This window comes from Bacillus sp. FSL W7-1582 (assembly GCF_038593325.1).
GTDB lineage: Bacteria > Bacillota > Bacilli > Bacillales > Bacillaceae > Bacillus > Bacillus altitudinis.
In genome coordinates, this window is sequence record NZ_CP151987.1 from 2,816,536 (window position 1) to 2,839,867 (window position 23,332).

Below are 23,332 nucleotides of genomic sequence, written 5' to 3' on the forward strand. Positions count from 1 at the left end.
TTGCCCAAGCATCCCGCATACGCTAATACAAAAGGGGGCGCTTTTCATATGATTATCCTTTCAGGACAGCCAGTGACAAATGAGCAGCTGGCATCGTTTCAGCTAGAAGGACAAAAGCGGATCATTTTGATGCAATTACAAGCCTCAAATGATACGTTCCGTTATAGGCAGGCATCTGATTTGTTATTTGAGGTGACTTTACGATCGAATATCATGAATGCGGCAAGAGATTTGAACAAGAGCGGTGCCTCATTTGCTATCTTTCAAAGGTCCCGTGCGAATGACGCCTATTGGCGTGTATCAGAGGCCGGAGCGTTAGAACTGCGCTATCAAGTCGAGCCATCTACGGGGATTAAAGACATCTTTGAAAATGGCTCAAAATATGCCTTTGAATGTGCCACAGCGATTGTCATTGTGTTTTATATGGGAGTCCTGCAAACGGTAGGAGACGAGAAGTTCAATCGAAGACTTAGAAGTTTAACGCTGTATGACTGGCACTATGATACATTATCCATTTATACAGAGCGCGGAAATGATTTTATTTATGGGGATTGCCTATATTTCGAGAATCCAGAGTTTAGCTATCAACAGTCTCAATGGCGCGGAGAAAATGTGATTTACTTAGGGGAAGATCAATATTATGGGCATGGGCTTGGGATCTTAACAGCTGCAGAGATTATCGATAAATTAAATGCCAGAAGACGGCCAGGGGCTGTTCAGTCCGCTTATTTACTGCCGCAGACTACTAGGATGGATGTTATTTATCTCAGGCAAATGTTTGGTAGCTAAAAAGGGCCTCTTGTCTATAGGTTATGACAAGGGGCCTTTGTATGCCTTGCGTTTGCGGTAATCATGGAGCGTGCCAAGCATTGTGTTTGCTAGGATTTCCATTTCTTCTAGATCGTTTCTTGTGACTGGAGGGTCGTGCTGATTCCATTTGACATAACGAACGAAATAGTAATGACGAATGGGGGTAAGGACGGCAGGGGAGTGCGGAAAATCATCAAATAGAAATTCAATTTGTCCTTTTTTCCGATATGAATGTTTTAAGATTTCCATCCTGTCACACCACCCATTATCAAATTATTTCTGCGTGAGTTCATGCATGATCTCTTCAACGGTTAAAATCGAGAGAATGCGGCCAACCCCCTGACCTGCCCAAAGAGCCATTTGTTCTCGGTTTCCTGCAGCAGCTGCCGCTTTTCGCATCGGTGTTGTCCATACATGCTGTATGGGATAGGGGAGAACCCGGTCTTCATTTCGTCTTTCTTCCTCCATCCACTGATTGACAATGCCTCTGGCTTTTTTTCCAGAGAAAAGCCGTGTCATCGCTGTTTCACTGCCTTCTGCCTGTAACAGCGCCTTTTTGTACACATCTGCCGCAGCACTTTCTTGACTCGCTAAAAATCGTGTCCCTATTTGAACCGCATCCGCTCCAAGTGCTAGTGCTGCTTTCATAGTGGTCCGGTCTGTGATCCCTCCAGCGGCGATCAATGGGATATGACAGACAGACTTGACATCACTGATCAGGCAGAAAAGTCCCTGCAGAGCATCTCCCTTTGAAGGTAAGAAGGTGCCTCGGTGCCCTCCTGCTTCGCTTCCTTGAAGAACAATGGCATCCATTCCTTTTTCTTCTAAAAGCAGTGCTTCTTTTTTTGTTGTAGCTGTTCCAATGAGAAAGATCCCCTTTTGTTTCAGATGATGAATTGTTTGTTCATTTGGACAGGCAAATGTAAACGACACAGCTGGGACTTCTTCTTCTTGAAGAATGTTGATTTTTTGTTCATAGTCCTTCCATAATTCTTCTTCTCTAGGGATCATCTGTGCTTCTTGTATGACAGGCAGCCGGTCTGTCCAAAATGATACATCTTCTGTTTTCGTTTCTGAAATGGGTTCAGGGACAAACACATTCACTTGAAATGGACGAGATGTCAGCTGTTTGACCTGTCTGATTTGCTGCCTCATCTTTTCTGGCTGTACATAACCACTTGCTAAGCTACCGAGACCGCCATATTGTGAAACAGCGGCGACAAGCTGCGGCGTCACCGCTCCTCCTGCCATTGGTGCTTGAATGATGCCATGTTCAATTTGAAGTAACGCTGTGAATTCTCCCATCTTCTCCCCCGCCCTTACTCGTTAGATGACACCTGGACATAAAAGTGACGATGTCTCGGTCCGTCAAACTCACAAAAATAGATTCCCTGCCACGTTCCAAGCACAAGATCACCATGATGGACAAGAACGTGCTGAGATGCTCCCATATAACTAGCTTTCATATGCGCTGCTGTATTGCCTTCCATATGACGATCTTTTGAATGTTCCCACGGAAAGACTTCGTCAAGCCGGCGCAGCATATCTCGTTTGACGTCTGGGTCGGCATTTTCATTAATGGTGATTCCAGCCGTCGTATGTGGACAATAGACCATAACCGTTCCGTTTTGAATTCCAGTTTCCCGGACATATTGCTGAACTTCATGGGTAATGTCTATCATGTCATCGTGTTTGTCTGTTTGTACGTTGATTTTTTTCATTTCACTGGCTCCTTTTGATCATCTCTATAAAACCATACCCTTTTTATGTGAAATCAATCACTGCCGGTTGGCAGAAACAAATCTTCTTACCTAAAGTTTACCAAGCAAAAAAACCTCGTCAATAGCTCCGAGGTTTTTAGGAAAAGTGAACCTTTTTTACTTCTATGGTTCGAATATGATGATCTTCTGCATCGACAATTTTAAATTCACAGCCTTCTGCTTCAATGATATCTCCAATGTCAAAATCAATTTTATGCGTCATCATCCACCCTGCAATTGTATCAACATCATCATTTTCAATCGCTAAATCCAATAAATCATTTACTTCATCGATCAAGGCTTTCCCATCCATCACATAATGAAAGTCACCTTTTTTCACAATATGTGGGGTTTCATCTTGATCATATTCGTCCCGAATCTCCCCCACAATTTCTTCTAATATGTCTTCAACTGTGACGAGACCTGCTGTTCCGCCGTATTCATCTACAAGCACCGACATATGAATCCGTTCCTTTTGCATCAAAATCAGCAGTTCTTGAACCGGTGTACTTTCAATGACTCGAATAACAGGGCGCATTAAGTCTTCAATGGACACCTCTTGATTGAGAAAACTTGCTTTAAATACGTCTTTGCTATTGATCACACCAATGACATGATCTTTGTCTTCTTTAATGACAGGATAACGTGTATACCTTTCGTTCAGCATATAATGCGTCACGTCTTCCAGGCTCTGTTCAATTTCAATGGCAGAGATTTCTGTGCGCGGGATCATGATCTCTCTCGCCACTCGGTTATCAAATTCAAATATTTTATTGACATATTTGTATTCAGATTGGTTGATCTCGCCCTTTTCGTAGCTTTCAGACAGGATAAGACGCAATTCTTCCTCACTGATCGCCACTTCATGTTCTTTGACAGAATGAAAACCAAATAATTTCACAATGCCTCGTGCAGCCCCATTTAATGCTTTAATAAACGGGTACATGACTTTATAGAAAAAAATAAGAGGTTTTGCCGTCACAAGACTGACGGCTTCTGCCTTTTGAATGGCAATCGTTTTGGGAGCAAGTTCCCCAACGACAACATGCAAAAACGTAATGATCACAAAGGCAATGATAAACGATATGATGTCTGTCAAAGCGGAATGAAGGCCTGCCTTTTCAAAAAGCGGATGCAGGAAATGTTCCACTGTCGGCTCCCCTAACCACCCTAAGCCTAATGCCGTGATGGTAATGCCAAGCTGACAGGCAGATAAATATTCATCAAGGTTGGTTGTCAGTTTCTGAACATGAATGGCTCTCTTATCACCGCTTTCAATCAGCTGATTGATTTTTGAGCCTCTAATTTTCACAATCGCAAATTCAGTGACAACAAAAAATGCTGTCGCAGCAATGAGTAATAGGACTAAAAATACGTTTAAAATATACAAAAAAACCCTTACCTAACACGGGTAAGGGCTCACCTCCTCTGGCGTCAATTAATCATTACGGCCATTTAGGAAGATCATTACAAAACGGAGCAATTCAAACAGGGAGACAAGGGCCGCTGCTACGTACGTAAGAGCTGCGGCATTTAACACCTTGTTCACGCCTCTTTCTTCACTGCTTCTAATGATTCCTTCTGAAACAATGATATTCTTTGCACGAGAACTTGCGTTAAACTCAACAGGCAATGTCACTAGCTGAAAGAACACAGCAGCTGAGAACAAAACGATCCCAAGCCCGATTAAGTTAAGGCTGCCGAGCAATAATCCACCTAGGAAAAGAAGCGGGGCAACACCAGATGCAAAGTTCACGACAGGGAAGATCTTATGTCTCAAGACAAGCGCACCATAGGATTCCTGATGCTGCAAGGCATGTCCAACCTCGTGTGATGCGACTGAAATGGCCGAAATGGAATGGCCATAATACACTGGTTCAGATAAACGAACCACACGCTGCGTCGGGTCGTAATGATCAGTCAAAGTTCCTCTTACCGGTTCAACGGGTACGTCGTATAACCCGTTGCGATCTAAAATATATCGAGCGGTTTCAGCACCTGTTTTCATACTGGCAGCTTCAACCTTTGAATACTTTTCAAAATTATTCTTTACTTTAAATTGTGCCCAAAAAGACAATCCCAATGCGGCAAATGTTAAAAAATAAAAAAACAGCATGCTCATCAGCTTCCTTTTTATTTTATATATTTATTTACAATTTTAATGACTTTTATGTAACGTGTACAGCAAAAAGCACTAGGTCTTTTTAAGGGGAATCACTACACCAATGAAAAAGAAGAACATTCCGATGCATGCTGTATAAAATGTCACCGTTCCATATAGGTCTTGAAAAAAACGAAGCCACGAGAAATCATTCATGAAATGGTTCACCGCATTTAAATCAAACACGAGTAAAATCACCGCAGATGATAAAAAGTGTGCGCCGATAAAAAGAAGTACGGTCTTTTGAACAAACGACATTCGCATTCCCTCCTTCTTCTCTCTTATTTTAAGATATGGGTTCTGTTTCAATACATGACGATGATGAAAAATTGTTTCCTAATCGGGCATACTGACATTAGCAGTTTCCCTGAAAGGACGAGTTCGATGAAATCAAACCGTATCTTCATTGCCTGGCTAAGATGGCCTCTTTATGTTCGCATTGCGATCATCATCTGTTTCTTGCTTCTCTTTTTTGGACAATTAATCGTCATACTTGAACCAAAGCAGTATCATACGATCTTTGATGGGATCTGGTGGGCTCTCATTACAGTCGCGACGGTAGGCTATGGTGATTTTGTGCCGCAAACCATGCCCGGACAAATCGCAGGTATGGCGCTGATTCTGATCGGGGCAAGCTTTGTAACGGCTTATTTTGCCACGCTTGCTGCCGCTGTATTTAGCAAACAGCACCATTATGTAGAGGGGAAGGTGGCTTTCAAGGGGAAGGGACATCTCATCATTGTCGGCTGGAATGAGAAAACGAACAAACTGCTTCAATCGTTTCAAACCATTGATCCCGCCATGCCGATTGTACTCATTGATGATTCCTTAAAGGAAGGACCTCTTTTAGAGAATGTTCATTTTATTAAAGGCCATGGTACAGAGGATGCCACACTTCGCAGAGCAAATATTATGAGTGCTGATACATTGATGATTACCGCCGACCAGCATGAAAATGAAGTGACGGCTGATATGCAGAGTGTCTTAACCTTGCTTGCGGCAAAAGGATTAAATCCTTCGTTATATTGTTTAATTGAAATTTTAACCGATCGCTATGTGAAAAATGCTGAGCGGGCTGGAGCCAATCAAGTCATCCACACTTCTGATGCCGTGAATCATTTAATGGTGGAGCATTTTCTTTTAAAAGAACAGCTCATGGCGTTAAAAATCAAAAGAAACATGACCCTCCATAAACAGATCACCATCATTCCAGTACCGGCTTCATTAGCTGGAGAGACATTCTTAACGGCACTTCATCACTTTCTAGAGCACCATGTCATCATTGTAGGCGTACAAAAAAAAGAAGGACCCATGATGAATCCTCCTTTTGGATATGAGCTTCATCCAGAGGATGAGCTGATCAGCTTTTAAAGCAGTGCATCTTCTAATTCTTTGACGAGTGAAAAGCCAATTTCGGCATAAGCCTTTGACACATCTCCGTCTTTCTCTTTTGGTTCTTGGAATTGGTTAAAAGATGCCCCTACATTTCCAACCATCGCATGGTCATCTAATTTATCTTGATAGACATGCTTTAAGAGAAATGGATGTCCCATTTTCACCACAACGCCTGGCTGATCCAGCTGTCCTTTCTCGGCTGTAAACGGAACTCTGAGAAAGGTATAGCCGTCACGGTTGTCAATTTTATAATCAAAATATCCATGATCATAATCCCAATTCCCATTAATGACATATCCGAGCGGCTTCATGTTTTCTTCTAAATGGTACAGTGAAAAGCTTTCACCAGTTAGCCTAGATGGTACATGAATCATACAGAACCCTCCTTTTTGTATAGGGTTCGTTAAAGAGAGGAATTCATACATTTGCCTTTCGTGATTTGCACATTGTTTGTAAAAGCAGCATCAAATAAGGCCTGGCTGGATGATGCATTTGTTTCGTTCGCACTGCCCGCTCCTGATGTTTCTTTCGTAGCTCTCATTGGACAAATCCGCCCAACATTCCCAAAATTAACGATGGCCTGCCCGGAAATGTCATGGATATAAATATGATTTGTTCTCATCGCTTCATCAACCTCCTCCATTGATTATTCTATGTACAAAGCTTAGGGAGGCTTGCACTGACACCATGAGAACATAAAAAAAGGCACATCTTATGCAAAGATGTGCCTTTTATTCTTATGATTGTTTGAGACGGCTCTCAAGTTCTGCCTTTTTCTCTTCGAAGCCCGGTTTTCCTAATAAAGCAAACATGTTCACTTTATACGCTTCTACTCCAGGTTGGTCGAATGGATTGACGCCTAGTAAATACCCAGACATCGCACATGCTTTTTCGAAGAAGTACACGAGATATCCGAATGTATAAGCATCCATTTCAGGAATCGTCACAATCAGGTTCGGTACTTTTCCATCAGTATGAGCAAGCATTGTGCCTTCAAATGCTTTTTTATTGACGAAATCAACCGTTTTTCCTGCAAGATAGTTTAACCCATCAAGGTCTTGTTCTTCTGCTTCGATGACAAGTTCATGTCGTGGCTTATCTACATTCACGATAGTTTCAAACAAGTCTCTTCTTCCTTCTTGTACATATTGTCCAAGTGAATGAAGATCCGTTGAGAAGTTGGCAGATGAAGGATAGATTCCTTTTTCATCTTTCCCTTCACTTTCGCCGAATAACTGCTTCCACCATTCTGCAAAGTATTGTAATCCTGGCTCATAGTTAATCAGCATTTCAATTGTCCGTCCTTTATTGTAAAGAACATTACGGACAACCGCATATTGATAAGCCGCATTTTCTGAGAGCTCAGATGAAGCGAAGTCTTCACTTGCTTTCGCAGCACCTTCCATCATTTGATCAATGTCTGCACCGCTTACAGCGATTGGCAATAGACCAACTGCTGTTAAGACGGAATAGCGTCCGCCGACGTCATCAGGGATGATAAATGATTCATAGCCTTCTTCAGTTGCTAATGTTTTGAGTGCCCCGCGTGCCTTGTCAGTTGTCGCATAGATGCGTTTTTTCGCTTCTTCAGCACCATATTTTTCGATAAGGAGCTTTTTAAAGATACGGAACGCAATGGCTGGCTCTGTTGTTGTACCAGATTTTGAAATCACATTAATGGAGAAATCGGCATCTTCTAGCAGATCCATTACATCTGTTAAATAAGAAGAACTGATGTTGTTTCCAATAAAGATGATTTGCGGTGTTTTGCGTTTGCCTTTTGGCAAACTATTATAGAAAGAATGGTTTAAAAACTCAATGGCCGCACGTGCGCCAAGATAAGAACCACCAATTCCAACAACGAGTAATACATCAGAATCAGATTTAATCTTTTCTGCACTTTTTTTAATGCGGGCAAATTCTTCGCGATCATATTGCTTCGGTAAGTCAACCCAACCTAAATAATCACTGCCAGTACCCGTTTGTTCATGAATATTATGATGGGCCACCTTCACAAAATCTTTTAAATATGTAAGCTCATGTTCTTGAAAGAAAGGTAACGCTTTCGAGTAGTCAAATTGAATATGTGTCATCGCTTGTAAGCCCTCCATTACGTTAGTTCTGTCCCTTTCACTTTAGCGGAACTAGCTATTGAAATCAAGTGATCGTCATTGATGCAGCAAAAAGCCGCTCCTCATAAAGAGAAGCGGCCATCCAAATTATAAAGAAGCTTTTAAAATCGCTAAAATGTCATCACGGTTTAGTTTCATAAAGTTACCAAAACCGCCATATTCCATTTCTTTTGCTGCGATATCAGCAATTTTGTCCAGTTGATCTTCACCAATATCATAATCCGCTAAACGGCTCGGTGCACCTAGGCTTGTCCAGAAGGCTGACAGCTTGTCGATTCCTTCTAATGCAATGTCACGATCCGATTTTCCTTCTGTCTCAATGTCAAACATGTTCAACATGAGGTTTTTAAAACGTTCGACATTATGATCAAGTGTATGACGCATCCAGTTTGGGAAGAGGATCGCAAGTCCACCTGCATGCGGAATGTCATAGACTGCTGATACGGCATGCTCAATCGTATGTGATGCCCAGTCGCCAAAATAGCCCATTTGCAGCGTGCCATTTAAAGCAATTGTTCCTGCATAAAGGATGGTTTCACGGTGCTCATAGTTTTGTAAGTCTTCAAGTAGCTTTGGCGCTGTCTCGATGACTGTTTGAAGAACAGCAAAACACATCCGATCTTGTAGAGGCGTGTTTTTGACATTATGGAAGTATTGTTCAAATACATGGCTCATCATATCAACCATGCCATACACCGTTTGATTCTCTGGCACAGAATATGTGTGCTCAGGATCTAAAATTGAAAAAGCAGGGTGCGTGACTGAACTGCCCCACACATACTTTTCATTTGTTTCCCAGTTCGTGATCACAGAATCCGGGTTCATTTCTGAGCCTGTCGCTGCAAGTGTCAATACTGTGCCAAATGGCAGTGCTTTTTGAGCGGTCGTTTTCTTTGAAATAATATCCCAAACATTTCCGTCATATTCAGCTCCAGCTGCAATGGCTTTTGTACAGTCGATGACACTTCCACCACCAACTGCTAATAAGAAATCAATGTTCTCATTTTGGCAAATGTCGATCCCTTTTTGCACTGTAGTGAGACGAGGGTTCGGTTCAACTCCTGACAGTTCAAATACGTCAGCCTCTGCTTCATTTAAAGCGCTGATTACTTTATCATAAAGACCATTTTTCTTAATACTGCCTCCACCATATACAAGAAGCACTCGTTTTCCATAACGAGCGAGTTCGCTTTTTAGTCCGTCTAGTTGTCCTTTTCCAAACATCAATTTCGTTGGATTATAGTAAATAAAGTTCTCCATCTGTTCTACATCTCCTTAAAACATTTATATCCAAAAACATGAAAGACTACTGTAACATATGTACATGCAGAACTCAAAAAAGATAACTGCTTAAAAGCAGCTATCTTTTCCATGTTCGATTATAAAGAAGCGTTTAAAATAGCTAGAACATCTTCTTTATTCAGCTTTTTAAATTGGCCAAATTCACCACGTGCCATTGCACGGTCTGCAATCAGATCAATTTTCTCATCGTTGATGTCATAGTCAGCTAAACGGTTTGGTGCGCCTAGACTTGTCCAGAAAGCAGAAAGTTTTTCGATTCCTTCTAAGCCAACTTCTTCGTCTGTTTTGCCCGCAGGGTCTACATCGAATACACGCACTGCTAATTGCTTGAAGCGACCTGGGTTTTCTTGAATGACATGCTTCATCCAGTTCGGGAACAAGATCGCAAGTCCGCCTGCATGAGGGATGTCATACACCGCAGATACCGCATGCTCAATATTGTGAGATGCCCAGTCTCCGCGTGCACCCATTGAAAGCATTCCATTCAGTGCAATAGTGCCTGTGAATAAAATCGTTTCACGAAGCTCATAGTTTTCCAAATCATTGATCAGCTTCGGTGCTGTTTCAATGACCGTACGAAGAAGTCCTTCACACATACGATCTTGGTAAGGTGTATTCTCCGTGTGATGGAAATATTGTTCAAACACGTGAGACATCATGTCAACCATGCCATAAATCGTGTGGTTTTTTGGCACAGTAAATGTATTGACTGGGTCAAGAATAGAGAATTTAGGGAAGACAGCTGGACTGCCCCATCCGTATTTCTCATTTGTTTCCCAGTTTGTGATGACGGAGCCAGAGTTCATTTCAGAACCTGTCGCGGCAAGTGTTAATACTGTACCAAATGGGATGGCTTCCATTGGGACATGCTTACGAGTGACGATATCCCAAGCATCTCCATCGTATTTCGCACCAGCTGCGATCGCTTTGGTTGCGTCAATGACGCTACCGCCGCCGACTGCCAAAATAAAATCAATTTGGTTCTCTTTGCAAAGCTCAACCCCTTTTCTAACCGTTGTTAAGCGCGGGTTTGGCTCAACACCAGCAAGCTCAGTGATTGTAGCTCCTGATTCTTTTAAGATGCTGACAACTTGGTCATAAAGGCCATTTCGTTTAATGCTGCCTCCACCATATACAAGCAATACGTTTTTTCCGTAGTGTTTTAGTTCATCTGAAAGGGCTGATACTTCTCCCTTTCCAAAGATTAATTTCGTTGGGTTCCAATAAGTAAATCGATCCATGTGATCTCCTCCTCGCGCTACATTATGCGCCTCTTTCATTCCAAAAGTAAAGTAATTTGCTTTCATCCATTTTCTTACGCATAGTTTGGCTAAAAATCTGCAAAATATAAATGTATTGATACTGTAGCGAAAGGAGGAATCACGATGAGTGCTATTCAGCGTATTGCCCTCGTGCTCACGATTATCGGTGCTATTAACTGGGGACTAATCGGCTTTTTTCAATTTGACTTAGTAGCAGCGATCTTTGGCGGTCAAGGTGCTGCATTATCACGTATTATTTATGGTCTTGTTGGAATTGCAGGTCTTGTCAATCTTGGTCTGTTGTTCAAACCTAGTGAAGAAGCTGTCCGCCGTGACGAGCCAAATCCAGAGGTCCGCTAATGAAAAAGACATAAAAAAAGACTGCCTATGAGGCAGCCTAAGGCACCGTTTGAAGCGGTGCTTTTTTTATTTCTTGATAAGGTCTTTACGGTTAGATTGCTCAATCCACTCTTCAAGTTTATCTTTTAGTGTATTGAAACCTTGTGGTGCAGCAGCTTCTTCTTTCACTTGCTGTGGTCTTTGTTTCTTTGGTTTGCTTTCTTTTCTTTCAGGTGCTTCTTGCGTTGCACGGATAGAAAGGCTGATTTTACCAGCATTTTCATCAACAGAAAGAACTTTCACTTGTACTTCGTCACCAATTGAAAGGTGCTCGTTGATGTCTTTTACAAAACCGTGTGTCACTTCAGAAATGTGCACAAGTCCTTGAGTTTCTTCATCTAATGCAACAAACGCACCATACGCTTGTAATCCTGTTACTTTACCAGTGTAAACACTGCCTACTTCAAACTTTGTCGCCATGATAACAACTCCTAAATAAATGTTTTAATATTCGTTTATACGCAATTAAAAACTATATCACAGAACGCTCTTTTACGCAAAATATTTTTTAATTGGGTTTAGATCCGTTCAAAAGGGGGAATACCTGAAAACAAGAATGCTTTCTAGTATTCCCCCCTAATTTGAGAGGCATGAGTCCAGTTGGATTGATGCCTTTTTTTTATTTTAAGATAGCAGGTGCCTCTTCTTGCACTTGTCTATTCTGCAAAAAACGCTGGATTCTTGAAAGTGATTCCTGCAAGTGATCGAGTGATGACGCATATGAACAACGAATATGCCCTTCACCACTTGGGCCGAATACATTTCCAGGGACAACTGCTACTTTCTCGCTAAGCAGCAGCTCCTCGGCAAATTGTTCTGAAGTCATGCCTGTGCTTTTAATGGACGGGAAAGCGTAAAACGCTCCGTTTGGCTGATGGCAAGTGAGTCCAAGTTCATTGAGAGAGCCGACAAACAAATTACGGCGTCTTCTGTAGCTTTTCTTCATTTTCTCCACATCTTCAAGTCCATTTTTTAATGCTTCTTCTGCGGCATATTGTGCCATAGCCGGTGCACACATCATAGAATATTGATGTATTTTCAGCATGGCATCACGGAGGACTGGCGGTGCTGCCACATAGCCTAAGCGCCAGCCTGTCATAGCGAATCCTTTTGAAAAACCTGAAATCAAAATCGTTCTTTCCTTCATATCTTGAATTGCCGCCACACTCGTAAAAGCTTCATCGTACGTCAGCTCTGCATAAATCTCATCTGTAATGATTAAAAGATCATGCTCCTTTGCAAACTGAGCAATATCTTCAAGCTCTTCTTTCGAGTAAACAGACCCTGTTGGGTTTGATGGAGAGCATAGCAAGATGGCTTTTGTTTTCGGCGTCAGCTTCGTACGAAGATCAGCAGAATCGGCTTTAAAATCTTTTTCAGCCGATGTACTTAAATAAACCGGTACACCGCCCGCAAGTGTCGTAAGAGCCCCATATGCGACGAAACAAGGCTCTGGGATGATTACTTCGTCCCCGTTGTTTAAAATGGCGCGAAAGGCCAAATCAAGCGCCTGGCTACCGCCAACGGTAATAATGAGTTCTTCTTCAGGACTGTACTCAATGTGAAACCGCTTATATAAATAATGACTCAATTCTTTTCGCAAAGAGAGCAGCCCAGCATTTGCTGTATAAGAGGTCAGTCCTTGCTCTAAAGACATAATACTGGCTTCTCTCACATTCCAAGCTGTCACGAAATCCGGTTCGCCGACCCCGAGGGAGATAACCCCTTCCATTGTGGCTGCCAAATCAAAGAATTTCCGAATACCTGACGGCTGAATGCTTTGTACCGTTTCAGATAAATAAGACTTTTTCATTTAAGGAGACACCACGATTCTTTTGTCATCGTCCCCTGTTTCAAAGACTTTCCCATCATGCTTATATCTTTTCAAAATAAAGTGGGTAGTGGTTGAAACAACAGAATCAAGTGTCGATAATTTTTCAGATACGAAGCGGGCGATATCAGACATGGATCTTCCTCTGATCACAACAGATAAATCATACACGCCTGACATTAAATACACGGACTCCACTTCTTGGAACCTGTAAATGCGTTCAGCAATTTCATCAAAACCGACGCCTCTTTTTGGGGTCACTTTCACATCAATCATCGCTGTAACGCCTTCGTGTCCGTCTACTTTTCGCCAGTCAATCATGGTCGAATAATCAATAATGACTTTTTGATCTTCCAGCTTTTGAATAATGGCTTCTGCTTCTTCTGATGTCACACCTGCCATTTTTGCAATTGTATTTAAATCGGCGCGGCTGTTTTCATCTAAAATCTCTAATATTTCAGTTTCTTTTTCGGTTAGTTTCATTGATTTCACACCTCTGATTGTAAAAAGCTAGTTTTAAAAAATCTTCTGAACATTATAGCACGTTTTTCCCATTATGCTAAGCAGGGAAAAGATTCTAATCGTAGCTTAAAATCCACTTTTTAGGGTACAATACAGTCACCTAACAGAGAGTGAGTATCAAATATCGGAGTTGATGAGTGTGGACATTGTACAGCCATCCTATATGAAAAGTAAATTCGGTTTAGATATCTATTACGAACACTATCCAAATGAAGGTAAGAAGACATTGATTTTGATTCACGGCCTTTTCTCATCTACCTTCAGCTATCGAAAGCTCATCCCGCTTCTGAAACAAGACTTCAATTTAATTGCGATTGATCTGCCTCCATTCGGGCAGTCCGAAAAATCGAATACGTTCATTTACAGCTATCGCAACATGGCAAAAATCATCATTGAACTAGCTGGTTATTTGCAGATTCAGCATGCGATCCTCGTGGGGCATTCCATGGGGGGACAAATTGCTTTATATGCTGCCTCTGAGCGTCCCGACCTATTTGAAAAAGCTGTTCTTTTATGCAGTTCAGGGTATATGAATAAGTCCAAAAAGTCGCTTGTTTACAGCACATATATTCCTTATTTTTATCTCTATTTAAAAAGAAAGTTGTTCAAGCAAGGTATTATGAAAAATTTAACCGCTGTTGTGCATGATCATTCGATTATTGATCAAGAGATGGTAGACGGATATTTAAAGCCTTTTTCAGATGACCAAATTTTCAGAGGTATTTTTCGTTTGATTCGGCATAGGGAAGGCGATTTAGCGTCAGATGTCTTAAAGAAAATGGAGACACCTGTCCTGCTGATTTGGGGGGAGGAAGACCGGATCGTTCCTATTCAAATTGGCGAAAGACTGCACAAAGATCTGCCGCATTCAACCTTTCACGCATTAAAAAAAACCGGGCACCTCATCCCTGAGGAAAATCCGGTCTTTGTGTCTGATCAAATTGGTCATTTCAGCCTGTCTTAAAACGAGCAGGAGCTACTTTCTCTTATGATAAAAAGCTGATTTGCGATATGCTGGCAGCTTTCCATCGGAAGAAGCTGATCAAATGAGTGATGGTAAATGGCTTGAATGTCTTTCGCGAAAGATAACGGGTCTTCTGCGTCGTATAAGGCACTGATGACGTCAGCAGGCTCCGTTTCGTAAAAGTCCTCTCCATACTGAAAAGGGTCCCATGCCTTAATGATTTGAATCATCTCTTCTACAGCTTGACTATCTTTCATGGGGATCACCGCTTATAATAAATTTTGTGATGTTTATTTTAGCACAACCAAGAATGGTTGAAAAACGGCTAGAGGTGGGTTTCATGAATTTCGACGAACAGATCATACGTAAAGGTTCAAAATCAGTCAAATGGGATCAAGCAGAGTCTTTATTCCTGACAACAGATGCGCTGCCAATGTGGGTAGCAGATATGGATTTTAAAGCGCCCCAAGTCGTGCTTGATGCTTTAAAAGAACGATTAGATCACGGCGTATTCGGCTATGCATTTCAGGATCAGGATACGCAGCAAGCAGTAGCTGACTGGGTCAAAAGAAGACACGGTTGGACGATACAAACAGATGCCGTCACCTTCACACCAGGTATCGTGACAGCACTTAGTTTTGCGGTACAAGCCTTTACAGCTCCGAATGATGAAGTGGTCATTCAGTCACCGGTGTATACGCCCTTCTATCAAATGATTGAAAGAAACGGACGTATCGTCTCAACCAACCCTTTAAAAATAGAAAACAACCGTTACATGATGGATTTTGATGATTTAGAGAAGAAATTAAGCAGGCCAGAAGCAAAGCTGATGTTTCTTTGTCATCCGCATAATCCTTCAGGGAGAGCTTGGTCAAAAGAGGAATTAAAGCGTGTAGGAGATTTATGTGTACAGTACGGTGTCACCGTCGTGTCAGATGAAATTCATTCCGATCTGATGCTTTACGGGCAGCCGCATGTGCCTTTTGCCAGCCTTTCTGATGAGATAGCTAACATCACGGTAACGTGTATTGCACCGAGTAAAACATTTAATTTAGCTGGTCTTCAGGCATCTGCCATTATCATTTCTGATGAAGAAAAAAGAACTCTTTTCACCAATGAAGTGCAAAGAAATGGATTGTCTAAACTGAATGCCTTTGCGATTCCTGCCATGGAGGCGGCCTATCGCCACGGAGATGAGTGGCTTGATTCACTTGTTCTTTATCTCGAAAATAACATGAAGATCGCAATGGATTATATTGATGATTATCTGCCGAGCATGCGTTATATGAAACCAGATGCTTCTTATCTATTGTGGCTGGATATTCGTGATTATGAGCTCACTCAAGCAGAATTGAAACGTAATCTGCTGAAAAAAGGCAAGGTCATACTAGAGCTCGGAAACGTATATGGGCACGAAGGAGACGGCTTTATTCGAATGAATCTAGGCTGTCCTGCCGGAACAGTGAAAGAAGGTCTGAAGCGCCTTCACCAAGCATTCACTCAATCATCCGAATAAAACCATTTCTATCAAAAGAACATCCTAACGGGTGTTCTTTTTAAAGAAAAAAACCCTCCTATTATCATATCTACTTTGTACATGAAATGATATAATGAGAGGAATTACAATTATTTACGAGGAGAGCATTTAAATGGAAATGTTCAAGGATTTTCTGCTCCATGTATCTTTTATTCTATTTCCAATCTTTTTATATCATGCACTATGGCTAAGCCGGACCCCTGCTCATTTCCCTAAAACGAATAAACTGCTCATCACCATATTTGCATCCATTTCATCAGCACTATGTATTATGTATCCAGTTGGTTCGATTTTAGATTTGCAGACTGGGCTTCAATCGATTCCCCTTGTACTGGCTATTTTATACGGGGGATATACCGCCGGAATCGTCGCTATCTTGGTTAGTTCAACCGTAAAATTCGTGATGTATGGCTCTTTTTTATGGGTTGGATTGATTGTTGTACCGATTTACTTTTTCATTCCTTTCTTGCTTTACCGGAAATGGCGCCAATATTCTAAGCAGAGAAAGCTGTTATACGGAGTCATGATTGCGTTATCAAAAGGGATGTTTATTTACATTGGACTGCTTGTGGTCAGCTTAATTGAGTACAGCCCTGCATTCATTATGCAGCAAAAGCTACTTGAATTATTTTTCTCAACTCTTTACTACATATTCTTTCTTGTGCTGAGTATTTATTCCATTGAGTTTGTGAAAGAGAATGCGCAAATGAGAACACAGCTTGTCCAATCAGAGAAACTGACGATTGTGAGTGAACTGGCAGCAAGTGTCGCCCATGAAGTCCGCAATCCACTGACGGTGGTGAGAGGATTTATCCAACTGCTCTTTTCAAGTGACAATACGAAAGAGCCGTCAACCAATAAAGATTATAAAAATCTCGTTTTATCTGAACTTGACCGTGCTCAGGATATTATTACGAGCTATCTTGATATTGCGAAACAAAATTATTATCAAATTGAGTCTCTCAATTTATCTAAATTACTTGAAGAGTGTGCGTCGCTGATGACATCCTATGCGAATTTTAAGTCGGTCACGATTCATCAATCGATTGAACCAGACTTATACATCCAAGGTGATGAAACGAAAATCAAACAAGTCATGATTAATTTAATCAAAAATGCAATCGAAGCAGCACCCGAACACGAAGGTAAAATCGAACTGTTTGCTTCTAAAGAAAATCATCGAATCTGCCTTTATTTCGTTGATAACGGTGTAGGCATGTCAGAAAGCCAAATGAAAAAGCTTGGTGAACCCTATTACACATTGAAAAATAAAGGAACAGGGCTTGGGTTGACAGTGACATTTTCCATCATTGAAAATCATCATGGAACGATTCGTTTCAAAAGCTCATTGCAGTCTGGTACAACAGTCACCGTGAAGTTTCCTGAAGATACAAGAAGAAAATGATCAATCCATTTTTTTTGTCCTTTTTTCATCGATCTGCTCCTGCTTCTTAGAAGCACGAACGATCAGACGAAAGCAAATAAATGCAGCAGCAAAGAAAAGCACCGTCGTGATTGCCGCAGGGATATACTCCCTTTTATCTTCAGGAAAATACAGTAGAAAGAATATGATGAACGACATGTTCCGCTCTTCCCCCTTTTGCTCGTTTACTTCACTATATTGGCTAAAAGAAAGGAAATACCTTCTTATGCGAAGGAAATGGAGGAATTTCATATGACAGACATTCAGATTGGACAAATCGTGAAAGGTTTTTACAAAACAGGTGTTTACATTGGGGAAGTGACAGCCGTTAAACCATCTACTTATCTCGTTCAAGTAAAAGCGGTTTTAACACACCCCACTCAAGGTGACCTGCATCATCCAAAAGAAGCGGACGTACCTTTTTTTCAGGAAAGACGGGCTTTGGCCTTTAGGGAACAGACGAACATCCCTCATCATATGGTCAAGCCTTATGATGGCGACATACCTGATTATCAAGTATCACTGAAAGACGCCGTAGACAAATTGAAAAAAGGGCTCAGTGCGGATGATTCCAAGTGGGCTGAAAAATCAAGAGCGTGCCTCTCTTCTCTTGAAAAAGATTATTTTCCAGAAGACGCCCGCTAATCTGCCGAATCAAAAAAGTGAGAGAAGTCAATAAGTTCACCAATTTTGGTTGTTTGCGGATTTTCCACATAGGATCGATCTTTTTCAAAAAGGGTGAACAGCTGATAAGTGGTCATGGCATCATCGAGTGCTTTATGATGCTTACCAGCTCCTTCACTGCCGTACTCCTTAGCTGCTTTCCGAAGTCCTGTGAGTGTTCTATCCCCAAAAAAGGTTTTATATTCAAAAGCCAGATCCCTTTGATTCCCCTTAAAAGGAAAACCAATATGATTGAGCATACAGTTTTGCTTCAGTACCTTCATGTCCATATTTCCCCATGTGATAATCTCACAGTCTTCTCCCCCATCGAGTGACACGAGCTTCTCGATAAACGCCTCAAAAGAAATCCCGCTTTCTACATCCTGCTGCGTAATGCCAAGGAACGATTTACAGCGCTTTGTCAGCTTTGGGAACTTTTTCGGTTTGACATAGCTTGAGAATGTGTCTATGATCGTTTCATTTGATGCTTTAACGACACCGGCTTCAATGATTTCTGGGAAAAAATTTTGTGGATGATATTTCCCATCAGGCATCGTAAATTCAAAATCGACCACAAGCAGCGTCTTCTGTTCCATCAGTCTCACCCCACTTTCTCGTCTGTTTTCCATCCTGCTACTATTATATTAAGACGGACTTTGAAATCACTTCATTTTCGTGAAAATAATGCAGATTCACTATGCCCAACCTATTCATCAGATGAAAGATCGTTTATTTTCCTTTATAATTATTAAGGAACACGAAATAAATAAAGAAGGTGGTCTTTATCACAAACAGGAAGAAAAACTTGTACATCATGTGGTTTGTGAACTTTTTTGTATCTGCCAGCATTACAATGATCGTCCCTTTTTTATCACTTTACATAGAGTCTCTTGATAGCAGTTATTCGAATGAATTTGTTCAAAGATGGAGCGGCTATGTCTTTGGGGTTACATTTTTAACAGCCTTTCTCATTTCTCCAATTTGGGGACGGATTGGTGACCGGCATGGCTATAAAAAGATTTTGCTCATTAATGGCATTGGGATTGCAACAAGCATTTTATTAATGGGGCTTGTTCAAACCGTTTATCAACTATTTGCGTTAAGGCTTTTCATGGGACTTGTGACAGGCTTTATTTCGACTTCGATGGCACTGATTTCTGCACAGACCGAAAAGGCAACAGCCGGTAAGACCCTTGGTACGATGCAGATGAGTAATGTCGCCGGAGGGTTATTCGGTCCGTTAATGGGTGGATTTATGGCAGACAGTGTCGGATTCATTTATACATTTTTCTTAACAGCTGCTGTCATATATGTGTCAGCGATTGTCATTATCTTCGGTGTGAAAGAACAGCCGATCCGTTCAAAAGAAGCAAAACGGGTATCTTACTCACGGAAGGACGTCCTTGTCCATATTTTCAAACAGCCTTTACTTGTCGTCACCATGCTACTCACATTTATTACGCAAGTCGGGAACTTTAGTATTCAGCCGCTTTTAGCCTTGTACATTCATGATTTACACGGCCCCGTCAACCTTGCCTTTTATGCAGGACTGGCGTTTTCTGCAACGGGGCTTGGCAATTTGCTGTTTACACGGAAATGGGGAGACCTTGGAGATCGAATTGGTCACGATAAGGTGCTGCTTGCCCTTCTCATCCTCTCCTCCATTTTATTCATCCCGCAAGCGATGGCAGATTCCTACGGGATGTTAGTGATCTTCCGTTTCTTATACGGGATGGCACTAGGCGGCATCATTCCTTGTACGACGGCCTATATTCGCATCAAAGCGCCTGCCTCTATGCAAGGGGAAGTGCTTGGTTACAATGTCAGCTTCCGCTTTCTTGGAAATGTCGTCGGACCCGTCATAGGCGGTATTGTGGCGAGTCATTACGGAATTCCAGCTGTCTTTTATGTCACCGCCGGCATTTTCCTTTTCGGGGCATTATTTTTATGGGCGGTCCGCTCACAATCAAAGACAAAAGAGAGGAGTGTCTGATCCATTATCAGATACTCTTTTCTTCTGTCTAAATGCCTTGTTTACTAGACTTCACGTCTATTCTTTTCTAAAAATAACCTTCTCGTAATCGCAAAAGAATGGTACGATATGGCTAGAAATCCGAAGAAAGTGAGTGACCTCATGTTTCGTGCAATCATTGGATGGTTATTACTTGTTGCCCTCATTCCATTATTTGTTCTGACTTTTTATCTATCAAAGGAAGAAGCCGCAAGTGTAAAACCTGTTAACGAAGTGCTTGATCAAAAAATCAAGCTGGAAAAGGTAGACTTTTCCCAAAACAGTTATATGTATGATCGAGATGGTTCTCTTATCTCTGAGATCGTATCAAACGATGAGAACCGTGTTTTCGTGAAGTACGATAAAATTCCTGATTCCGTCAAGGAGCTGTTCCTCCGATCAGAGGACCGCAACTTTTATGACCATAAAGGCATTGACTTTATGGGCGTGATTCGTGCCCTTGCCGCAAATGTGAAAAACCATGGCATTAGCCAAGGCGCTAGCACCATCACACAACAGTTATCCCGTAATTTATATTTAAGTCATGAACGTTCATTCAGCCGAAAGTTTACAGAACTGCTCTATTCCTATGAGCTCGAGCGAAAATTCACAAAAGAGGAAATACTCGAAAGCTATTTAAATACGATTTATTTCAGTAACGGGGTTTACGGTGTCGGTTCTGCGGCTAATTACTATTTTGATAAGCCGCTTAGTTCTTTGACACTTGCACAGATGGCATTTATTTCTGCGATTCCTAACAACCCTACGCTGTATGACCCATTGAAAAAATTCAAACATACAAAGAAACGCCAGGAACGGCTGCTTGGTATTTTAGAAAAAGATGGTGTCATTACGAAGAAGCAATTCAAAAAAGCAGTGAAAGAAAAAATCAGCTTGTCCTTAAGTGAAAAGAAAAATCTTTACCCTGACTATGTGACCTACGCCAATGAAGAATTTACCGATCTGGTGTCTGATCAGGAAGGCTTTACAAAACGATTGAAAAAAGCCAAAACAGCTGGCGCAAAAAAGGCAATTCAAAAAGAATTATCAGAAAAGGTCAGTGCATTGCTTCAAGATGGTGTGAAGATTTATACAGCACTAGACCCTTCCTTACAACAAAGAGCGGTTTATCAGCTCAATGCACAATTGCCTTATCAAGGTGTGGAAGGCGGTTCAGCAGTCATTAACCACCAAACCCATCAAATCGTCGCACTTGCTGGCGGGAAGAATTATAAAAAGTTTGATTTCAACTACGCCTATCAAGCGCAAAGACAACCAGGTTCCGCAATTAAGCCGCTGTTAGATTATGGCCCTTATATTGATCAAACCGGTGCCACGGCATCAAGTAAAATCAGTGCCGGCAAGTTTTGCAGTAGCGGATATTGCCCGCAAAACTATAATCATAAAACGTATGGAACTGTAACACTTGAAACAGCCTTTAAGAACTCTTACAATACACCAGCGATTCGTATGCTTGATACAGTCGGTGTCAAAAAAGGCTTCAGCTATTTAGAAAAGTTCTCATTCGAACATATTGTCGCAGATGATTACCGCCTCCCTTCTGCACTTGGAGGATTTACAAAAGGCTTCTCGCCGCTAGAAATAACCGATGCATATACCGTGTTTGGCAATCAAGGTGCCTATACGCGAAATCACTCCATTACAAAGGTCACAGACTTAAACGGCAAAACCCTTTACAAGTGGAAAGAGTCGCCGAAGCAAATCTATTCTCAGCGTACAAATGAAACAATGCGCAAGCTGCTTGCCTCTGTTGTGAAAAGTGGAACAGGGAAAAAGGCGAATTTCAATTCTCCTTACATTGGGGGAAAAACAGGCACATCCAATGACTACAAAGACATTTGGTTTGTTGGCCTGACAGATCAATACACAATGGGTGTATGGGTAGGAAGAGATAGAGGAACCGTTGAATCTATTTATAGTTCAAGTCCGCACTTACGTATTTGGAAACAAACTATGCAATACGCTAGATAAACAGGAGGTTTGATTGCGATGCATTCAACACAACCCTCTCACTTCATTTTATTTGACGGTGTCTGCAACGTGTGCAGTGGTGCTGTTCAGTTTATCATCAAGCGCGACCCGAATGAGCGGATGATGTTTGCTTCTTTACAATCAGATACAGGGCAGCGTATTTTAAAAGAAAACGGCTTGCCTTTAGATGAGTTCAATTCATTCATTTATATTGAAAATGGGACCCTTTATATGAAGTCAACAGGCATCTTAAAAGCGGCGCGCCATTTAAAAGGGATATACAGATGGAGCTATTTACTCCTCGCGATCCCTCGACCAATCCGTGACTGGTTTTATCAACTCATTGCAAAGAATCGCTACAAATGGTTTGGTCAAAAAACATCCTGTATGATGCCTACACCTGATATTCAGAAGCGGTTTCTTCCATAAAAAAAGCATCCTCCATCATCGGAGGATGCTTTCTTTCGTCTGATTAAGCTGGCAGACTCGCCATCACACTGTTATAAAGCTTAATAAATAAGTACAAAATGCCGATCAAAAACGTGGCCCAAAACAGCAGATTAAACATCATAAACCCAATTAAATTCAGCATGGAAAGTGATTGATAAATGCGTACCACAACCCAGATAAAATAGACGAGACTTGCTAAAACAAAAAGCCCAACAAGCAGAATAAGCTGCTGCGTCAATAGAAATGCAAGTAAGCTGGCAAACAAATAGACAACCGATGCAATCCGAATTTTCTTTAAGTTCTCCCCTTCAGGGTCCTTTGCAAAAAAGAGCAGCGCTAGCTCTAACACCGTATCTGCAATGAGTTTTAAAGCAGATAAAATCATAAAATAAACAAGTGCAAATGCGGCAAACAAAGCAAGACGAATGCCCTGTTCAGAGAAAAATTCCAGCATTCCTTTTAAAATCCCTGCTTGGGTCAAGAAGTCAGTCGTGATACCTACTGTAAAAATAGAAAAGGCAGAGCTGAATAGCAAAATCGAAATCAGCGGAAAATATCCAGTCAAATATGTATTTTTCATAAATAGATCCTTTCTCATAAGCTCATTTTTATTATGGCTCACTTAAAACGGATTGACAAGATGCTTTCCAAGTAAACTGGAATCTAAATCAAATTTGTGATTTTGCACGTACATTCCTTCACAAACTTACATTTTCCC

Annotated in this window: 28 protein-coding genes; 10 read left to right on the forward strand and 18 right to left on the reverse strand. The window is 41.4% G+C overall.

Going from position 1 to position 23,332, the window contains the following annotated elements; genetic code table 11:
* Nucleotides 1–48: 48 nt before the first annotated feature.
* Nucleotides 49–789 (forward strand): protein-glutamine gamma-glutamyltransferase, encoded by a 741-nt coding sequence (locus NSQ11_RS14610; RefSeq protein ID WP_008345763.1) that lies wholly within the window; start codon nt 49–51, stop codon nt 787–789.
* 21 nt (nt 790–810) lie between these two features.
* Here the strand turns inward: NSQ11_RS14610 and NSQ11_RS14615 are convergent, their stop codons facing one another.
* From NSQ11_RS14615 to NSQ11_RS14640, 6 genes are all read right to left on the reverse strand, one after another.
* Nucleotides 811–1,059, reverse strand: a complete 249-nt coding sequence (locus NSQ11_RS14615; protein ID WP_017358966.1) for a hypothetical protein — start codon at nt 1,057–1,059, stop codon at nt 811–813.
* A gap of 24 nt (nt 1,060–1,083) precedes the next feature.
* A complete protein-coding gene (locus NSQ11_RS14620; protein WP_050826556.1) occupies nt 1,084–2,115 on the reverse strand; it encodes a nitronate monooxygenase in 1,032 nt (343 codons plus the stop codon).
* A gap of 14 nt (nt 2,116–2,129) precedes the next feature.
* The gene (locus NSQ11_RS14625; protein ID WP_025207889.1) at nt 2,130–2,531 is read right to left on the reverse strand and encodes a secondary thiamine-phosphate synthase enzyme YjbQ; all 402 of its coding nucleotides are present in this window, start codon (nt 2,529–2,531) and stop codon (nt 2,130–2,132) included.
* 136 nt (nt 2,532–2,667) lie between these two features.
* A complete protein-coding gene (locus NSQ11_RS14630) occupies nt 2,668–3,960 on the reverse strand; it encodes a hemolysin family protein (protein WP_007500537.1) in 1,293 nt (430 codons plus the stop codon).
* Nucleotides 3,961–4,008: 48 nt separating this feature from the next.
* The gene (locus tag NSQ11_RS14635; RefSeq protein WP_024719711.1) at nt 4,009–4,683 is read right to left on the reverse strand and encodes a zinc metallopeptidase; all 675 of its coding nucleotides are present in this window, start codon (nt 4,681–4,683) and stop codon (nt 4,009–4,011) included.
* 81 nt (nt 4,684–4,764) lie between these two features.
* Nucleotides 4,765–4,989 carry a hypothetical protein gene (locus NSQ11_RS14640; protein ID WP_008345775.1) on the reverse strand — a complete coding sequence of 75 codons (225 nt, stop codon included), beginning with the start codon at nt 4,987–4,989 and terminating at the stop codon, nt 4,765–4,767.
* 126 nt (nt 4,990–5,115) lie between these two features.
* On the opposite strand from NSQ11_RS14640, the gene NSQ11_RS14645 reads away from it, so the two are divergent.
* Entirely contained in the window at nt 5,116–6,102 is a 987-nt protein-coding gene (locus NSQ11_RS14645; RefSeq protein WP_025207891.1) for a potassium channel family protein, read from the forward strand.
* Here NSQ11_RS14645 and NSQ11_RS14650 read toward each other — a convergent pair.
* The 5 genes from NSQ11_RS14650 to NSQ11_RS14670 form a co-directional block, all read right to left on the reverse strand.
* Nucleotides 6,099–6,500 (reverse strand): YugN-like family protein, encoded by a 402-nt coding sequence (locus NSQ11_RS14650; protein WP_008345780.1) that lies wholly within the window; start codon nt 6,498–6,500, stop codon nt 6,099–6,101. The two genes, NSQ11_RS14645 and NSQ11_RS14650, sit on opposite strands and share 4 nt — an antisense overlap.
* A gap of 29 nt (nt 6,501–6,529) precedes the next feature.
* A complete protein-coding gene (locus NSQ11_RS14655; protein ID WP_048003081.1) occupies nt 6,530–6,748 on the reverse strand; it encodes a spore germination protein in 219 nt (72 codons plus the stop codon).
* Nucleotides 6,749–6,863: 115 nt separating this feature from the next.
* Nucleotides 6,864–8,219, reverse strand: coding sequence for a glucose-6-phosphate isomerase (locus NSQ11_RS14660; protein WP_024719715.1), 1,356 nt, complete (start codon nt 8,217–8,219; stop codon nt 6,864–6,866).
* A 126-nt stretch (nt 8,220–8,345) separates the two neighbouring features.
* Nucleotides 8,346–9,518 (reverse strand): iron-containing alcohol dehydrogenase, encoded by a 1,173-nt coding sequence (locus tag NSQ11_RS14665; protein ID WP_125589742.1) that lies wholly within the window; start codon nt 9,516–9,518, stop codon nt 8,346–8,348.
* Nucleotides 9,519–9,637: 119 nt separating this feature from the next.
* On the reverse strand, nt 9,638–10,801 hold the full coding sequence (locus tag NSQ11_RS14670) for an iron-containing alcohol dehydrogenase (protein ID WP_008345790.1): 1,164 nt from the start codon (nt 10,799–10,801) through the stop codon (nt 9,638–9,640).
* A 144-nt stretch (nt 10,802–10,945) separates the two neighbouring features.
* Between NSQ11_RS14670 and NSQ11_RS14675 the strand changes: the two genes are divergently transcribed.
* Nucleotides 10,946–11,182 (forward strand): DUF378 domain-containing protein, encoded by a 237-nt coding sequence (locus NSQ11_RS14675; protein WP_008345792.1) that lies wholly within the window; start codon nt 10,946–10,948, stop codon nt 11,180–11,182.
* Between the two features lie 66 nt (nt 11,183–11,248).
* Here the strand turns inward: NSQ11_RS14675 and yugI are convergent, their stop codons facing one another.
* From yugI to NSQ11_RS14690, 3 genes are all read right to left on the reverse strand, one after another.
* Complete coding sequence (yugI, locus tag NSQ11_RS14680; protein WP_008345795.1) at nt 11,249–11,641, reverse strand: S1 domain-containing post-transcriptional regulator GSP13; 393 nt, start codon at nt 11,639–11,641, stop codon at nt 11,249–11,251.
* A gap of 199 nt (nt 11,642–11,840) precedes the next feature.
* Nucleotides 11,841–13,034: an aminotransferase gene (locus NSQ11_RS14685; RefSeq protein WP_035389238.1), complete on the reverse strand. Its 1,194-nt coding sequence runs from the start codon at nt 13,032–13,034 to the stop codon at nt 11,841–11,843.
* Nucleotides 13,035–13,535, reverse strand: a complete 501-nt coding sequence (locus NSQ11_RS14690; protein ID WP_007500517.1) for an Lrp/AsnC family transcriptional regulator — start codon at nt 13,533–13,535, stop codon at nt 13,035–13,037. It abuts the gene before it with no gap.
* A gap of 178 nt (nt 13,536–13,713) precedes the next feature.
* Here NSQ11_RS14690 and NSQ11_RS14695 point away from each other — a divergent pair, with 178 nt between their 5' ends.
* Nucleotides 13,714–14,538, forward strand: a complete 825-nt coding sequence (locus NSQ11_RS14695) for an alpha/beta hydrolase (protein ID WP_017358960.1) — start codon at nt 13,714–13,716, stop codon at nt 14,536–14,538.
* Here the strand turns inward: NSQ11_RS14695 and NSQ11_RS14700 are convergent.
* Nucleotides 14,535–14,795, reverse strand: a complete 261-nt coding sequence (locus NSQ11_RS14700) for a DUF1871 family protein (protein ID WP_025207895.1) — start codon at nt 14,793–14,795, stop codon at nt 14,535–14,537. The genes NSQ11_RS14695 and NSQ11_RS14700 overlap by 4 nt on opposite strands.
* An 83-nt stretch (nt 14,796–14,878) precedes the next feature.
* Here NSQ11_RS14700 and NSQ11_RS14705 point away from each other — a divergent pair, with 83 nt between their 5' ends.
* Entirely contained in the window at nt 14,879–16,054 is a 1,176-nt protein-coding gene (locus tag NSQ11_RS14705; protein WP_025207896.1) for a MalY/PatB family protein, read from the forward strand.
* A gap of 133 nt (nt 16,055–16,187) precedes the next feature.
* Nucleotides 16,188–17,480, forward strand: coding sequence for a HAMP domain-containing sensor histidine kinase (locus NSQ11_RS14710; protein WP_024719721.1), 1,293 nt, complete (start codon nt 16,188–16,190; stop codon nt 17,478–17,480).
* Here NSQ11_RS14710 and NSQ11_RS14715 read toward each other — a convergent pair whose 3' ends face one another.
* Nucleotides 17,481–17,657, reverse strand: a complete 177-nt coding sequence (locus NSQ11_RS14715) for a hypothetical protein (protein WP_008345810.1) — start codon at nt 17,655–17,657, stop codon at nt 17,481–17,483.
* A gap of 93 nt (nt 17,658–17,750) precedes the next feature.
* Here NSQ11_RS14715 and NSQ11_RS14720 point away from each other — a divergent pair, with 93 nt between their 5' ends.
* Entirely contained in the window at nt 17,751–18,143 is a 393-nt protein-coding gene (locus NSQ11_RS14720) for a kinase-associated lipoprotein B (RefSeq protein ID WP_017358956.1), read from the forward strand.
* Here the strand turns inward: NSQ11_RS14720 and kapD are convergent.
* Nucleotides 18,140–18,757 carry a 3'-5' exonuclease KapD gene (gene kapD / locus NSQ11_RS14725; RefSeq protein ID WP_008345814.1) on the reverse strand — a complete coding sequence of 206 codons (618 nt, stop codon included), beginning with the start codon at nt 18,755–18,757 and terminating at the stop codon, nt 18,140–18,142. The two genes, NSQ11_RS14720 and kapD, sit on opposite strands and share 4 nt — an antisense overlap.
* A 218-nt stretch (nt 18,758–18,975) precedes the next feature.
* Here kapD and NSQ11_RS14730 point away from each other — a divergent pair, with 218 nt between their 5' ends.
* The 3 genes from NSQ11_RS14730 to NSQ11_RS14740 all read left to right on the forward strand — a co-directional run bounded on the left by NSQ11_RS14730 (nt 18,976) and on the right by NSQ11_RS14740 (nt 22,593).
* Nucleotides 18,976–20,154 carry an MFS transporter gene (locus tag NSQ11_RS14730; protein WP_220482436.1) on the forward strand — a complete coding sequence of 393 codons (1,179 nt, stop codon included), beginning with the start codon at nt 18,976–18,978 and terminating at the stop codon, nt 20,152–20,154.
* 108 nt (nt 20,155–20,262) lie between these two features.
* Nucleotides 20,263–22,164 carry a transglycosylase domain-containing protein gene (locus NSQ11_RS14735; protein ID WP_342501142.1) on the forward strand — a complete coding sequence of 634 codons (1,902 nt, stop codon included), beginning with the start codon at nt 20,263–20,265 and terminating at the stop codon, nt 22,162–22,164.
* Nucleotides 22,165–22,182: 18 nt separating this feature from the next.
* Nucleotides 22,183–22,593 carry a thiol-disulfide oxidoreductase DCC family protein gene (locus tag NSQ11_RS14740; RefSeq protein ID WP_017358953.1) on the forward strand — a complete coding sequence of 137 codons (411 nt, stop codon included), beginning with the start codon at nt 22,183–22,185 and terminating at the stop codon, nt 22,591–22,593.
* Nucleotides 22,594–22,636: 43 nt separating this feature from the next.
* On the opposite strand, the gene NSQ11_RS14745 is transcribed toward NSQ11_RS14740, so the two are convergent.
* Nucleotides 22,637–23,194 (reverse strand): YufK family protein, encoded by a 558-nt coding sequence (locus NSQ11_RS14745; RefSeq protein WP_017367952.1) that lies wholly within the window; start codon nt 23,192–23,194, stop codon nt 22,637–22,639.
* Nucleotides 23,195–23,332 lie beyond the last annotated feature (138 nt).

Excerpts from the sequence above, each read along its gene's own strand:
- NSQ11_RS14610 (WP_008345763.1), top strand. The coding sequence starts at position 49 with ATGATTATCCTTTCAGGACAGCCAGTGACAAATGAGCAGCTGGCATCG.
- NSQ11_RS14615 (WP_017358966.1), bottom strand. The coding sequence starts at position 1,059 with ATGGAAATCTTAAAACATTCATATCGGAAAAAAGGACAAATTGAATTT.
- NSQ11_RS14620 (WP_050826556.1), bottom strand. The coding sequence starts at position 2,115 with ATGGGAGAATTCACAGCGTTACTTCAAATTGAACATGGCATCATTCAA.
- NSQ11_RS14625 (WP_025207889.1), bottom strand. The coding sequence starts at position 2,531 with ATGAAAAAAATCAACGTACAAACAGACAAACACGATGACATGATAGAC.
- NSQ11_RS14640 (WP_008345775.1), bottom strand. The coding sequence starts at position 4,989 with ATGTCGTTTGTTCAAAAGACCGTACTTCTTTTTATCGGCGCACACTTT.
- NSQ11_RS14645 (WP_025207891.1), top strand. The coding sequence starts at position 5,116 with ATGAAATCAAACCGTATCTTCATTGCCTGGCTAAGATGGCCTCTTTAT.
- NSQ11_RS14650 (WP_008345780.1), bottom strand. The coding sequence starts at position 6,500 with ATGATTCATGTACCATCTAGGCTAACTGGTGAAAGCTTTTCACTGTAC.
- NSQ11_RS14655 (WP_048003081.1), bottom strand. The coding sequence starts at position 6,748 with ATGAGAACAAATCATATTTATATCCATGACATTTCCGGGCAGGCCATC.
- NSQ11_RS14660 (WP_024719715.1), bottom strand. The coding sequence starts at position 8,219 with ATGACACATATTCAATTTGACTACTCGAAAGCGTTACCTTTCTTTCAA.
- NSQ11_RS14665 (WP_125589742.1), bottom strand. The coding sequence starts at position 9,518 with ATGGAGAACTTTATTTACTATAATCCAACGAAATTGATGTTTGGAAAA.
- NSQ11_RS14670 (WP_008345790.1), bottom strand. The coding sequence starts at position 10,801 with ATGGATCGATTTACTTATTGGAACCCAACGAAATTAATCTTTGGAAAG.
- NSQ11_RS14675 (WP_008345792.1), top strand. The coding sequence starts at position 10,946 with ATGAGTGCTATTCAGCGTATTGCCCTCGTGCTCACGATTATCGGTGCT.
- yugI (WP_008345795.1), bottom strand. The coding sequence starts at position 11,641 with ATGGCGACAAAGTTTGAAGTAGGCAGTGTTTACACTGGTAAAGTAACA.
- NSQ11_RS14685 (WP_035389238.1), bottom strand. The coding sequence starts at position 13,034 with ATGAAAAAGTCTTATTTATCTGAAACGGTACAAAGCATTCAGCCGTCA.
- NSQ11_RS14690 (WP_007500517.1), bottom strand. The coding sequence starts at position 13,535 with ATGAAACTAACCGAAAAAGAAACTGAAATATTAGAGATTTTAGATGAA.
- NSQ11_RS14700 (WP_025207895.1), bottom strand. The coding sequence starts at position 14,795 with ATGAAAGATAGTCAAGCTGTAGAAGAGATGATTCAAATCATTAAGGCA.
- NSQ11_RS14705 (WP_025207896.1), top strand. The coding sequence starts at position 14,879 with ATGAATTTCGACGAACAGATCATACGTAAAGGTTCAAAATCAGTCAAA.
- NSQ11_RS14710 (WP_024719721.1), top strand. The coding sequence starts at position 16,188 with ATGGAAATGTTCAAGGATTTTCTGCTCCATGTATCTTTTATTCTATTT.
- NSQ11_RS14715 (WP_008345810.1), bottom strand. The coding sequence starts at position 17,657 with ATGTCGTTCATCATATTCTTTCTACTGTATTTTCCTGAAGATAAAAGG.
- NSQ11_RS14720 (WP_017358956.1), top strand. The coding sequence starts at position 17,751 with ATGACAGACATTCAGATTGGACAAATCGTGAAAGGTTTTTACAAAACA.
- kapD (WP_008345814.1), bottom strand. The coding sequence starts at position 18,757 with ATGGAACAGAAGACGCTGCTTGTGGTCGATTTTGAATTTACGATGCCT.
- NSQ11_RS14730 (WP_220482436.1), top strand. The coding sequence starts at position 18,976 with ATGTGGTTTGTGAACTTTTTTGTATCTGCCAGCATTACAATGATCGTC.
- NSQ11_RS14735 (WP_342501142.1), top strand. The coding sequence starts at position 20,263 with ATGGCTAGAAATCCGAAGAAAGTGAGTGACCTCATGTTTCGTGCAATC.
- NSQ11_RS14740 (WP_017358953.1), top strand. The coding sequence starts at position 22,183 with ATGCATTCAACACAACCCTCTCACTTCATTTTATTTGACGGTGTCTGC.
- NSQ11_RS14745 (WP_017367952.1), bottom strand. The coding sequence starts at position 23,194 with ATGAAAAATACATATTTGACTGGATATTTTCCGCTGATTTCGATTTTG.